This window comes from Treponema denticola (assembly GCF_024181405.1).
Classification (GTDB): domain Bacteria; phylum Spirochaetota; class Spirochaetia; order Treponematales; family Treponemataceae; genus Treponema_B; species Treponema_B denticola_D.
In genome coordinates this window covers 228,063-240,766 of the sequence record NZ_CP051302.1, presented here as the reverse complement: position 1 = coordinate 240,766, position 12,704 = coordinate 228,063, and the positions used below count along the sequence as shown (strand labels likewise).

The 12,704-nt window shown below is 33.3% G+C and carries 12 protein-coding genes; 11 read left to right on the top strand and 1 reads right to left on the bottom strand.

What is annotated here, in order from left to right; genetic code table 11:
* Window positions 1-72: 72 nt before the first annotated feature.
* The 11 genes from HGJ18_RS01185 to HGJ18_RS01135 all read left to right on the top strand — a co-directional run bounded on the left by HGJ18_RS01185 (window position 73) and on the right by HGJ18_RS01135 (window position 11,725).
* Window positions 73-1,440: an MATE family efflux transporter gene (locus HGJ18_RS01185; RefSeq protein WP_253697271.1), complete on the top strand. Its 1,368-nt coding sequence runs from the start codon at window positions 73-75 to the stop codon at window positions 1,438-1,440.
* Between the two features lie 156 nt (window positions 1,441-1,596).
* Entirely contained in the window at window positions 1,597-3,435 is a 1,839-nt protein-coding gene (locus tag HGJ18_RS01180; protein ID WP_253697269.1) for a methyl-accepting chemotaxis protein, read from the top strand.
* 18 nt (window positions 3,436-3,453) lie between these two features.
* Window positions 3,454-3,648 carry a hypothetical protein gene (locus HGJ18_RS01175; RefSeq protein WP_253697267.1) on the top strand — a complete coding sequence of 65 codons (195 nt, stop codon included), beginning with the start codon at window positions 3,454-3,456 and terminating at the stop codon, window positions 3,646-3,648.
* Window positions 3,638-4,108 carry a GNAT family N-acetyltransferase gene (locus HGJ18_RS01170; RefSeq protein WP_253697265.1) on the top strand — a complete coding sequence of 157 codons (471 nt, stop codon included), beginning with the start codon at window positions 3,638-3,640 and terminating at the stop codon, window positions 4,106-4,108. Before HGJ18_RS01175 ends, HGJ18_RS01170 begins: the two co-directional genes overlap by 11 nt.
* Before the next feature lie 516 nt (window positions 4,109-4,624).
* Complete coding sequence (locus tag HGJ18_RS01165; RefSeq protein WP_253697263.1) at window positions 4,625-5,524, top strand: leucine-rich repeat domain-containing protein; 900 nt, start codon at window positions 4,625-4,627, stop codon at window positions 5,522-5,524.
* Between the two features lie 73 nt (window positions 5,525-5,597).
* On the top strand, window positions 5,598-5,861 hold the full coding sequence (locus HGJ18_RS01160) for a hypothetical protein (protein WP_253697262.1): 264 nt from the start codon (window positions 5,598-5,600) through the stop codon (window positions 5,859-5,861).
* 130 nt (window positions 5,862-5,991) lie between these two features.
* Window positions 5,992-7,302, top strand: a complete 1,311-nt coding sequence (locus HGJ18_RS01155) for a hypothetical protein (RefSeq protein ID WP_253697261.1) — start codon at window positions 5,992-5,994, stop codon at window positions 7,300-7,302.
* 38 nt (window positions 7,303-7,340) lie between these two features.
* Window positions 7,341-8,150 carry a hypothetical protein gene (locus HGJ18_RS01150; RefSeq protein WP_253697260.1) on the top strand — a complete coding sequence of 270 codons (810 nt, stop codon included), beginning with the start codon at window positions 7,341-7,343 and terminating at the stop codon, window positions 8,148-8,150.
* Between the two features lie 28 nt (window positions 8,151-8,178).
* Entirely contained in the window at window positions 8,179-9,675 is a 1,497-nt protein-coding gene (locus HGJ18_RS01145; RefSeq protein ID WP_253697259.1) for a CsgG/HfaB family protein, read from the top strand.
* 3 nt (window positions 9,676-9,678) lie between these two features.
* Window positions 9,679-10,677, top strand: coding sequence for a hypothetical protein (locus tag HGJ18_RS01140; protein WP_253697256.1), 999 nt, complete (start codon window positions 9,679-9,681; stop codon window positions 10,675-10,677).
* 25 nt (window positions 10,678-10,702) lie between these two features.
* Entirely contained in the window at window positions 10,703-11,725 is a 1,023-nt protein-coding gene (locus tag HGJ18_RS01135; RefSeq protein WP_253697254.1) for a hypothetical protein, read from the top strand.
* Between the two features lie 120 nt (window positions 11,726-11,845).
* On the opposite strand, the gene HGJ18_RS01130 is transcribed toward HGJ18_RS01135, so the two are convergent.
* Window positions 11,846-12,595 carry a DUF4469 domain-containing protein gene (locus HGJ18_RS01130; RefSeq protein WP_253697252.1) on the bottom strand — a complete coding sequence of 250 codons (750 nt, stop codon included), beginning with the start codon at window positions 12,593-12,595 and terminating at the stop codon, window positions 11,846-11,848.
* Between the last annotated feature and the right edge of the window lie 109 nt (window positions 12,596-12,704).

Genomic DNA, 12,704 nt, shown 5'->3' with positions numbered 1-12,704 from the left:
ATTTGAGAATAGAAAAAACTATTGACAAAGACAGCTAAATTCCGCATTATATGATTTAGGATTTTTTTCAATATGGAAAATGAAAAGCAAAAAGAATTTATTTTAAACGGAAACTTGTGGAAGGTTATTTTTGATCTTTCATGGCCTGCCGTTATTGCAATGATTTTACAGGGAGCAAACAATGTACTGGACGGAATCTTTGTCGGACATTTTGCCGAAGAAGGAGCTTTTGCGGGTATCTCGGTAGCCCTGCCTCCAATCATAATAATAATAGGTTTAGGTATTCTCATAGGCTCGGGAGCCGGAACTTTGTTAAGTATTGCAATCGGTGCAGAAGATAAAAATATTCAAAAAAAGATTTTAGGCAATGTCAATTTTTTGACACTTATAATAAGTGTAATCGTAATGACTTTAGGATTTCTTTTTTCGGAACAAACTCTTTTTTTAATGGGCGGAAGAGGCAATGCCCTAATACATGGAGGCGAATACTACCGCACCATTTTATGGGGCACTCCGATTTGGATATATGCCATTGCTCTTAATAACCTCATCCGTTCCGAAGGAAAAATGAAAACCGCAGCGGCAATTATGGGGATAAGCCTGATTGTAAATGGATGTGCAAATTATACACTCATGGTGATTTTTAATTTCGGCATAAAAGGTGCCGCCATAGGAACAAATATCGGTATGGCGGTACAAGCTATCATCATTACCCTTTATTTTGCAAAAAAGAATCCTGATTCTCCGGTTTCAGTATTTACAATCAGAATGGACGGAGAAATTATATCTAAGATTATTTCGATGGGATTGGCAAGTTTTATAATGCAGTTTATGGGAACTATTCAAATGCTTTTAGTTTTAAATGTATTAAACCACTACGGCTCACAGGACGACATTGCCTTTTACGGAATCATTACCCGCATTTTTTCATTTATACTACAGCCGATAGGAGGCTTCATGATTGCCCTCTCTCCCATGATAGGAATAAATTTCGGAGCAGATAAAACGGAACGTCTTATTTCAGCCTTTAAGAGATTTGTATTTGCAGCCCTTGTTTTGATAGCTCCATTATGGATTTTAATACTTATCTTCCCTCAAACATCGGTTTCCTTGATGATGAAAAATCCGCACTTGAGCATTCAAAATATTTCCTATTTTAGGATTTACATGGCTCTTCTTCCGGTTATGCCCCTAGTCTTCTTTGCCCTAGCTTTTTTTCCTGCCGTCAACAAAGGAAAAATCAGCTCAATATTAGGGATTTTACAGCAAATCGTGTTTTATATTCCGGTAATGTTGATTCTTCCTATATTTACCGGTATTGCAGGGATTTATTATGGTACATTTCTAATTGAAATATTGAGTGCAATACCCATATCTATTTTGATAATACGGGAATTCAAGCTTTTGAGATCAGGCATAACAAAATGGCAAAAAAATTGAAAATCTACCTATTTTCAAGTAACTTACCTATTTAAAATTTATTTATATGGTAACCTAACAAAACTACTGAATCATGCTCTTTTTTCCCAATAAAATTTCACAATTATGCATTTTACAGTAAAGTTAAACGTCTCAAAGATATAGAAGGAGTATGCTATGCACAAAAATAATGGAGACACTTATAGTCCGCCTAAAAACATATTGATATTTGATTTATTAACCAACTTGGCATGGATCTTATCGACCATTTTAACCAACCGCATTGTAGGAAGCTCAGGAAACATTATGAATATTCTCAGCACTAAAACTTTTGCAGTTATAATGCTCAGCTCAACTTTTGGGCCCATCCTAAGGTACAAGTTTTTAATTCCTGCAATAATACGGCACAGGAAAGACCCGATAAAAGCGCAAAAATATATTTCGTTATATGTAAAAATTGCATTTGCCATTCCGCTGATGATTGCTGTTTTCGGACCGTTTTTTACTTCAGTGGAATCCGGTCTAATTTCTCAAACAAGAACATTCATTTCATATATGAGTATAACTATGGGGAATATGTTCTTAATGGGAACATTCTTCGGTTCTTTTATGATAAGAGCATTGGAAAAATGGGCAGCCTTTTTACCCTTTGAAGAAAAGCATTTAGACCTTTCGATGACACGAAGAACTGCGCTTGTAAGTATTTTAAGTATTCTTTCAATTGCCTTCTTTACAATAGCTCCTTTAGTTAGGACACAAAGCGATGATATTTATATGCAGCTTTTAACAAAGGTTCTTCCGCTTTTTAGCTATGGAATGAGTCTTTCAATAATAAATATAGTTCTTATAACCAAGTCGACCAAAAAGAAAATCTCAAGCCTTCAGGCTGCAATAAAAAATTTATCTTTAGGAAATTATAATCAAGATTTTCTTATGGCTGATTCGAGAGATGAGGCAGCTCTTTTAATAAAAGATTTTAATATACTTTTAGATTTTAATAAAAAATTTTTTAATGATGTAAAAACCTCAGGTCAGACCTCACAGGATATTGCCCATAACCTTTTATCGAATATGACAACAGCTTCAAATGTAGTGGATCAAATTACGGGGAATATTTCTTCAATAAATAACAGCATTCAAAACCAATCTTCAGGAGTTTTACAAACTCAATCCACGTTGGAACAAATTGCAAAAAATATTGAACAGCTTGACAAAAATATTATAAACCAATCTTCTGCCGTAACTGAATCTGTTTCTGCTATTGAAGAGATGACGGCAAATATAAAGTCAATTACCTCTGTTTTAAAAAATAACTTAGGTTCTATGGAAGAATTAAATATCGCAGCCGAAAAGGGAAGAAAATCAATTTCGGAAACAAACGAATTTGTTAAATCCCTAAGCGAAAAATCCGAAGGTCTTTTAGAAACTACTTCGGTCATACAAAACATAGCAAGTCAAACAAACCTACTGGCCATGAATGCAGCCATTGAAGCCGCTCACGCAGGAGAAGCGGGAAAAGGATTTGCTGTTGTTGCTGATGAAATAAGAAAACTCGCCGAAGAGTCCGGTACTCAGGGCAAGGTAATAACAACCGTTTTAACGGAATTAAAAAATCAGATAGAAGAAGTAACCAAATCTTCCTCAATGGGCGAAACACAGTTTACGGAAGTGATGCGTATTCTTAACCTTGTCAATAACAGAAACAGCGAAATAATGAATGCTATGAATGAGCAGGACTCGGGCAGTTCTCAAATACTTAGAGCAGTAAAAAATATTATGCAGATAACTTCTGAAGTAAGAAGCGGGTCTGAAGAAATGCTTATAGGAAACACCGAAGCAGGAAAAGAAATGACGAGGCTTGTAGACATTTCTAAGAGCATAAGCAGTAATATGAATGAGATCAATCAAAAATCGGAACTTATTGCAAGCGAGATAGACAGAGCTATGAACATGACCGAAGAAAACAAGCAGGCTGTTTCTAAAATATTTTCATATCTGGATAAACTGGTTATATAAAGTTTTGCCGACTGAGGAATGAAAGTTGACCAAACAATTTATTTTAACCAACGAACAAAGAAAATATCTGGGCTTACATCTTTTTATCCCGCAGCCGGCGGCAGCTTAAATAATCCGGCAAACAAAAAAGATAAGAATGCAATTTTCAAAGCCTTCGGTTTGGACGGCGATCTTGATTATGAAGGAAACTTAAAACTGTCACATGAAAACTAATCACCCTGCTCCCTATAACATTGAATTTAAAGAGATTACTCCCGATAATTGGAGAATAATCAATTCTCTTTCCATAAAAGAAGAACAAAAAAATTTCGCAGCCTCAAATGTTACAATCCTTGCAAGAGCCTTTGTTTACAGAAAAGAAAATGCGAAAGTTTTTGCCGTATATTATTCGGATAAACCCATAGGGCTTATAATGCAGAGAGATTGGATTGATGGTGAAAAAATTGTCTGCATCATGGATCAATTTATGATAGATAAAAACAGTCAAGGAAGGGGTTTTGGAAAAGCAGCTTTACAAAAATGGCTTTCAATGATAGAAGCCGAAAAAAAATATTCATGTATTCAGCTTTGCTATGTTGAAGGCGATATAGCAGCAAAACACCTCTATGAAAATTTCGGCTTTTATGAAATCGACAAAGACGACGATGAGATTATAATGCAGAAGGATTTATAAATAAAAATTAATTTACACAATACTTATTCACACTGATTGACAGAATAGATATTTTATGCTAAGGTCAATTTATGATAGATTTTTTGAGTTTATATTTTTTTAAAAATTTCTCATTAAATGCTTTAGATAAGGTAGAAAAACGCAGTGGTCTTATAAGCAAAACACTGTGCCATTTTTACCCCCCCCCGTGTGTCAAAACGACATAGTTTATAAACTAAGTCAAAATCTTTTATATCATTATTTTTTTCTCTTTTGTAATAAACGCATAAGACGATTGGCTTCTTTTGTCTTGTGCGTTTTTTTATATATTTACAGCTTTGAAATTAAATCAATATTTTTGTTTTACAATTTAACAGGGCGGTTTAGCTTAGGTTTTTACGGTCAATCTGTACGGAATGACAGCCGGCTTTTCTTTTCAAAATCCGTCTGTGCGGAACCTTTTCGGTTATGGGTTGGGCGGGGAAATAGAAAGATATAGTTGCAATAAAAAAAATATTGCAAAAAGGAAGGTTAAAAATGAAACATAAAAGAATAGTTTCAATGATTGGAATGGTGGTCTTATTATTTGGTACAGTTGCTTGTTCTAAAAATAATAAAGTTGCATTATCAAAGGCCTTAGAAAAAAACGATATTGCTGCTGTAGAGAAAATATTTTCCACTATTGATAAAGATAGTCTTAATAAATTGACTACTGAAAACCCGTCTTCTATTGGAGATTTTTCTTATGAGCTGAATAAAGACAACACAGGAGTCGTAATAACAGGCTATAATGGTCCTGGAGGTTTGGTTATTATACCTTCAGAGATTGAAGGATATCCTGTTAAACGAATAGATAGAGAAGCTTTCAAAAAAAATAATTGGATAACTTCTGTAATAATTCCACTTAGTGTTGAAAGTTTAGGAGGTGAATGTTTTTATAAGTGTGATAATCTTACATCTGTTTTAATACCTGGCAGTGTGTCAATTATAGAAGTTCAAGCTTTTTTTGGATGTGATAGTTTATCTGTTGTAAAAATTATGCCTGGTGTTAAAAAAATAGGCGGAGAAAGTTTTGCACGATGTAACAGCCTTGTAAGCATTGTACTTCCAGAATCGACTGAAGGAATTTATCAGGCTGTTTTTCAAGAATGTGAAAATTTACTTGAAATTCATCTTGCAGATACGATTGAATATATTAAACAAAATGCGTTTTTAGGGTGCACAAATTTGCAAACTGCTAATATCCCAAAAAACATAAAAAATTTTGAGGGCGGTTGTTTTAAAGACTGCTCAGAATTATGTAATCTTTCAATACCAGAACAAATAGGAAAAACAGATGTTTTTAAGAATAGCACTTCAGCTTTTAGAGGATGTAAAAAACTACCGATTACAACAAGAAAACGGTTACAAGAACTTGGTTACAGCGGTCAGTTTTAAAATTTATTTTTAAAGCTATAATTATTTTCAAAATTGACTGGCAAAATAAAAATAAGAATTAAGGGGGGTATTTATGCAGAATTTTAATCAAAAACAAGAAGCTGAATTATTGGTTTTAGAAGATATTACTTTTTCCAGCAATCCACAAGGCATGGGCGTATATAGCTTTTTAGCAAATATAGAGTTCCCTGGTAAATCTCTTATGGAGAAGCAAACAATATCAATTATAAAAGAAATGGTATCTGAAAAAAAAATCGCAACTATAAAAAAGGGAGTAAAAATAAAAGCACTTATCTCAAAGTCTGATGCTTCATATTTTGTTTATAAAATATTATAAAACATAGTTATGCAAATAGTTTAGAGTAATACCGTTTATTCTAAACCATTTGACTTTATCATAAATATTGAGTCATCGATACAACAATTAAACAAAGCAATGTTAAGCATTGCTAAAAGGAAGGTTAAAAATGAAAAAAATTATAGGAATTATGTTTGTATTTTCAGTCAGTTTAAATTTACTATGGGGAATTATACTCCCAGATGGAACTGATGCCATTATCAATTATGTGGATAAATATGATAATGGTTCAATTCGGCGTATAGAGCTCTCGGAAGATACCGAACTAAAAACAAAGTCCGGTAAACTCATATTCAAATCAGATAAAATGATAGAGTTTTATAAAAATGGATTCATAAAAAGCGGAGAATTAAAAAATGGAAACACTATAGAATTTTATGAAAACGGCATGATGAAACAAATTGAACTTGTAAACAATCTAGAGTTGAAAACTAAAACTGGTTTACTAATATTTGAAGGTGATGCACACAATAAAAATAAAGTAGAATTCTATGAAGACGAAATAGTAAAGACCGGATGGTTAAAAGACAATCAAATAATAAAAACTAGTATTGGAGATATTAAAACTGATGGAAGAATTAATTTTTATGAAAATGGCAGTATATCATCAGTCAAAATTAAAACAAAAGAAATCAATACTCCTATAGGAAAAATAGAAGCCACAAAGCTTTTTTTCGATAAGAAAGGGTTATTATCAAGTTGCGAAATATTATCAAAGAATGTATCCGCCGGTAAGCACTTCGGACTTGAATTTTTTTCAAATTTTACAGTATATGATAAAATAGGATTTTATGAAAATGGAAAAATAAAGAATTTATTTCTAAAATCCAATGATTGGATAAAAACAAATATAGGTAAAATTAAAACCACAAAAGAAGGAGGTTTGTTTGAAGTATATGAAAATGGAAATTTAAAAAAGGCATCTATACAAACACAGATATTCGATACTCCTTTAGGACTCATTCCTTCAGGTAATATAACTTTATATGAATCCGGAAAATTTGAATCAATATTTATGGCAGATGATAAAATAGAATTACCGGAACAGTATTTCATGTATACAGAAGTAAATGAAGATGGATTTGGTCAATCAGAGAGAGTAATACCTGAATGCACATCAATAAATTTTTATGAAAATGGAATAATTAAATTGGCAGAAATTTATTATTCACGCAGCTTTTCAATATGGAATATCAATGCCAATAAGACTTATGCCCTTATAGAGCCATGGTTTTATGAAAATGGTAAACCTCTGGGAGGTAGAATTAAGTATCATTTAAATACTCCTTATTACATTATCTTTAGTCAAGATGGAGAATTTTGGGGCAGAGCCGTCATAGATGAAGTAACAGGTATTTTAAGAAAAGCTACTCAAGATGAATTACAGGAATTTAATTCAGAAACAGAACCCTACTATTAATTTATCTTAAAATTTTTTTATCTATGGAGGTATAAGACATGTCTGATTTTAGTGATAGTATTGCTTTTTCTGACTTAACACTTACAAGTAAACTAATACTACTTTTAGGTTGGTTAATAAAAAGTACGATTTTATTCTGTATCTTTTTTGCTTTAGTGGTTTTAAAGCAAAAAATGATTGTAAACGGAAATTCTCTGTCTGATATTGCACTCGGCATAGCTTTTGTAGTCGTTGCTTATAGTATGATCTTTTTGATTTTTTACATTATCACAGAGCATATTATAAAAAACATGATTATTGGAATGATTATTTCTATAATAGGAGCTGTGCTGGCAATTATTTTTCCTCCATTGGGAATCATAATCGCTATTATTGGAATCATATCTATGATTTCAAAAATAATTTCCGTTATAAAAATGATACCTATGCTTTTATTGGGTATTTTATTTGCCGCCTTACTTTTTGCAGATATTTTAATTCTAGAATTTAATCTATATGATCTTTTTGATTTTATGTATGGAACTATAAAAGTATCTATTTTTGGATTCAATTTTACTTTTTCAAAAATAATGTTGGGGTATATAAGCCTTTCAGCACTAACTTCACTTGTCCTGGCGTTTAAGTATAGTCTAAAAAATGCAATGATGCGTCAAGTAGTCATTTTTATGGCGATACCGATAACAGCTTTAATTGTTTGGCTTGCACATACATTAATTTCAAATGCATTTTATCAGCCGTACGAAGTGCAACAAGTGGATATGCATAAAGGAGAGATTTTTATCAAAAGCTACCCAAGAAGTAATGGTACTATAGTTTCTGGTTATTGGAGACACTTACCACATAAATAAATATGCTATAACTAAAGGAGAAAATTTTATGAAAAGATTTCTTGTGCTTCAAATACTCATGGTAAGTATTACAATATCGGCAGTACTTTTGTTTAATAGCTGTGTTTTATTGGATGCACTTTTGAGTGATACACAAACATCTAATGAAAAAACAACCGGTAATACAAATAAAGATTTCAGTCTGACAATGATTGAAGATCCTCTTGATAAAAAAAGCCGTAAAAATAAAGAAGATAAAGTTATTAATCACAAAAATACAAAATATAAAGATAAAACTATCGCAATCCTTGCTCCTCAATTTGAAAAAGCACCTAAAAATGACATTTGGATGTCTCAATTTTTACAAGATTCGCTTACAGGACAATTTGCAAGACTTTCTGATATGAAGGTATTGGATCGAAAGAATGAAAGTGTAATTATTGCCGAGCAAAAACTTTCTGAAAGCGGGCATTATTCTTTTGATAATGCAGCAGCTTTCGGACAACTTACAAATGCTGAATATGTTTTAACCGGAACAATACAAAAACTGCCTACTCTTTATTCGTTAACCTTCCGTGTAAATGATATTTCAACCAATGAAATAAAGGCCTCTTTTAACGGTCAATATGCACCGATTGACATCGAAAACGGAAAAGCTATTTCGGAAATTATTCAAGATTTGTTTACCGGGCTTGAAATTCCGCTTAGTGAAACAGAGCTAAAAAGCATTACAAAGAATAAATCGGAAACATCAAATATAAAAAAATTGGCTCAAGGTATGGCAGCCGAAAAAAACGGAGACCTTGTCACTGCACTTTCTTTTCTTTCCACTCCTTATACATCAGGCAATATAGAAGCAGCTACCGTCATATCCGAAATATTATCAGTTTCTACGCCCACAAATATTAGAGAGCGAGCAAATTATTACAAAGAACAAATAGCAAAATGGAATAAAATATGGAAAGATTTAGAAAAATATATGAATAGAAATTACCCAATAATTATATATGATTTTTCTAAAATGAGTGATAAAATAAATAGCCGTAAAAATACGGTAGACATAACATTGAAAGCAGGAATAAAACTTGTTCCAAACAGAAAAGCTCTTGTAGTATTTAATACTATATGGGATGAATGGAAACAAATAAAAGCTAATAAAGAAAACTACGAATGGGTACGAAATGTTAGTGAATATCATGATTACGAAATGAGTTTTCATATACAACTAGGTTTATATAATAAATACGGTGAATTATTAGGTAATATTTGGTATGGAAGTTGGAAAAATATACATAATCTTCAAAATATGCATTATAAAGATGTGCGGTTTGAAAATCAGGCAATACCTCCTCAGTTTAGATTATTTAATAATGCAGAATTTTATCAAGTAATTTTTTCTGATATCCAAATAGATGACAAATTTACTGAAATATTAATACCACGTATTATAGACTTTCAATTTTTTGAGAATCATAAAAGACATTCTAACATGTCAGGAATTTTTTCTCTTGAAGAATGGGAAGCATATCTTGAAGAACAGGAATAAAGCATGAAAAAAACTTTTAAAAATATTGTTATATTTTTAATATCGTGCATCCTTTGTTCATGTGCTTCTAATCAAAAAGTTAAAACTGCAAGTTTAATGGAAGATGAACTTTTTTCTTCCGCTTATATTGCAGCACGAGGGTATGGGGAAACTGAAGATGCATCTTGTCAAAATGCTATTGCTGCTCTTTCACGATATTTTTCTTCTCAAATAAAAATTGAAACTGCTCAAAAAACTATTGTTCAAGAAAGCGGCAGTCAAAGCCGTCTTGAAGATATTACAAGGGTGCTGTCGGATACGGAACTTTTTGCCGTTCATTATACAAAACCGAAATTCAATAAAACGGCAAAACAATATGAGGTAATTTCTTACATCAACCGTGCTGAAGCTCTGAAAATATACGAACCTAAAATAAAAGAAGCGGTAAAACCGTTTTTAACTATTTATTCACAGGCAGAAATACAAAGAGATTTATTTAAAAAAGCTATTTTTTATTTACAGGTAAAAAGTATATTACAAAATAATTCGGCATTAAAAGTTCTGCAATTCTTACATGTTTTATCTCCTGATGAAGCGGAAAATTATGCGGATGTAGAAGATAAAATCATTACCCTTAATGCAAAAATAAAGGAAATACAAGCAAAGTGTACGGTTTCGGTTAGTTTAACCGGAGCGATCCCGGAACAAATAAAAACTTCGATAGAAGAGGTTCTTCTAAATTTAGGATTCTCTCTCAGTAATAAGAACACACAAGCAGCATATATTTGTAAAACCAAGTTAACTGAAAATAAAAGCGAATTGCAAGCAGGTGTATTTTTTACGCCGGACTTGAGTATAGATATTGTATCTCAACAAAACGATGAGCTTGTGTTTTCTTATAAAAAAAGCTTTGTCAGGATGGGAGCCAGCACCGAAGTTATGGCAAAAAAACGCATGGAACATAACATTTGTTCTGAAATAAAAATGTCATTACCGCCTGCCCTTAAAAAGGCCGGTGAATGAAATATGTAAATTTTAGGAGGGTGATATGAAAAGGAATATCATCATAATAAGTACAGCAGCCGTACTTATGATTTTTACAGGTTGTGTATCTTTACCGGAAAAAGAGAATAAAACTTCGGCAAAGCAATACAACGAATCAGGTGTTAAAGTTGAAGCTAACAAGACCTATGTTAGAGATTGGTCGGGACGCTCTCTTGGAACTGAAGCCAGACCTGAGTGGTTGATGGAAGCATTTCAAAATAACTATGATAAGGCTAGGGCTAAATTCGGTATTTCGGATAACGATATTGTAAAGGTATCTATGGTAAGTGCAAGTGATGTTAGAGGAGCACAAATGTATGCCGATATGAATTATGCCAGATTAGTAGCTACAGAGCTTCAAAGAAGCATTTGTGTAACAGCAGCGGAAAAAGCACGTAATGGAGATATATCCGAAAAAACAAGACAAGCTATTGAAGAAGTTACAACCTCGCAGTCTCAAGTCGAAATATCGGGGCATGAAAAAAAAGCCGAATTCTATCACATAGTCGATGAAGAGGATGCTCTAAGCGGTAAGATTACACGCAAGTGTATTGTATATCAAGTTTATGTAATCCCGGAAAAAACATGGGTAAGAACCAGTGCCTTTTATTTAAGAAAGGTCCTAGGCGATATACCAGAAGATTTAAGTCCTGAACAAGAAGATGTTAAGGACTTAGTAAAAACAATGATGGAGGATGCACGCCATCCGACTGTTATGAGCCAGCAAGAAAAAGCATTTGAACTTGAAGCTAAACGCCGTATGCTCACAGTTCAGGAAAATCTTGCACCTGAACAACAAAAAGCACAAGCTAAACAAGAATTACTCAAAATTGCTCAAGAAGGAAATACCGAGCGTACAAAAATAAAAGCAGATGCAAAAACAAAACAAGTAGAAGCAAATGCAGATGCAAGAACAACTGCTTATCTATCAGGTAATAAAATAGTTCAAACCGCAGCTTTTGTTACTCCTGAAGATGCAAATAGAATTGAAGCTGAAGAATTAGCCATGTCAATTTTATTCCCGTAATGATTTAACTTACCCTATTTGTTAAAAACAAAAAATCCGGCTAATCCTTTTGCAGATTAGCCGGAAGAGTTTAACAGTTAAAAGATTAAGGCGGAACAGCAAACAGCTTTTCCGCCAAACCTACACCGCTTTTAGATAAAAATCCGTTTCCGTAGTGCGGAGATCCTTGACGGTTATCTGTCCCGACGAGAATTGTGTGCAAATACGGATGGCGTATTGTTTATCCTTTTCAAGTTCGGGAGGAACAAAAAATTCTACCAACGATGGAGTGTTGGTAAAAATGTGTTCTTCTTTTACCTTTATAGGCTCCGAACCGTCTTGAGGCACACAGTATATACCGCAGTCTTCCAATGTACCGAGGATGCGAATTCGGTTTCCCGAAACTCTAAGCGATTTTCCGCAAGTAATAATTTCATTGTCTTTTTGACTGAATAAATCTCTTACCGCATCGATTTGAGGATCGTGCTGAGACTGTACTACAAGCGAAACCGAAAGCTTTTTTAAGCTTTTGTTTACTTCAGCAGAAGGAGTAAACCGCAGGCACAGAGGCGGAACATCGGCAGGTGTCGGGTTTTTGCCCTTCACTATACCGTCAGCGGCAAGATAAAAAGTACCTATGCCAAGCACATTTACAGCCTTTCCTTGTCTAAGCTGCCTCATAATTTCTTCATGCAGCAGCTGTGCACTATGCTGTACCAAATGTGCCGATATGCCCGTATCCCGCTCATCAATCAAGCTTATAAGATTTTCAAGACTGAGCGTCTTATTACTGCGGTGTACCCGCCCATAAAATGATTCTCCCGTTTTATCAAAACGGTTCTTGTACAACATCATACTTACCCGGTGTTCAGGTATTTGAAAATTCATCATAGAATTTCCTCCTTAAAAATTGAAATAGAGAACGATGAGCTATAAAATTTCTTAATACAGCTCTTGACTTTATTTTTAAGGAGTGCTACCATGTTCTTATGCTTAAAAG

What these genes read in the sequence shown, in the direction of transcription:
- HGJ18_RS01185 (WP_253697271.1), top strand. Translation starts at nt 73, where the DNA reads ATGGAAAATGAAAAGCAAAAAGAATTTATTTTAAACGGAAACTTGTGG.
- HGJ18_RS01180 (WP_253697269.1), top strand. Translation starts at nt 1,597, where the DNA reads ATGCACAAAAATAATGGAGACACTTATAGTCCGCCTAAAAACATATTG.
- HGJ18_RS01175 (WP_253697267.1), top strand. Translation starts at nt 3,454, where the DNA reads ATGAAAGTTGACCAAACAATTTATTTTAACCAACGAACAAAGAAAATA.
- HGJ18_RS01170 (WP_253697265.1), top strand. Translation starts at nt 3,638, where the DNA reads ATGAAAACTAATCACCCTGCTCCCTATAACATTGAATTTAAAGAGATT.
- HGJ18_RS01165 (WP_253697263.1), top strand. Translation starts at nt 4,625, where the DNA reads ATGAAACATAAAAGAATAGTTTCAATGATTGGAATGGTGGTCTTATTA.
- HGJ18_RS01160 (WP_253697262.1), top strand. Translation starts at nt 5,598, where the DNA reads ATGCAGAATTTTAATCAAAAACAAGAAGCTGAATTATTGGTTTTAGAA.
- HGJ18_RS01155 (WP_253697261.1), top strand. Translation starts at nt 5,992, where the DNA reads ATGAAAAAAATTATAGGAATTATGTTTGTATTTTCAGTCAGTTTAAAT.
- HGJ18_RS01150 (WP_253697260.1), top strand. Translation starts at nt 7,341, where the DNA reads ATGTCTGATTTTAGTGATAGTATTGCTTTTTCTGACTTAACACTTACA.
- HGJ18_RS01145 (WP_253697259.1), top strand. Translation starts at nt 8,179, where the DNA reads ATGAAAAGATTTCTTGTGCTTCAAATACTCATGGTAAGTATTACAATA.
- HGJ18_RS01140 (WP_253697256.1), top strand. Translation starts at nt 9,679, where the DNA reads ATGAAAAAAACTTTTAAAAATATTGTTATATTTTTAATATCGTGCATC.
- HGJ18_RS01135 (WP_253697254.1), top strand. Translation starts at nt 10,703, where the DNA reads ATGAAAAGGAATATCATCATAATAAGTACAGCAGCCGTACTTATGATT.
- HGJ18_RS01130 (WP_253697252.1), bottom strand. Translation starts at nt 12,595, where the DNA reads ATGATGAATTTTCAAATACCTGAACACCGGGTAAGTATGATGTTGTAC.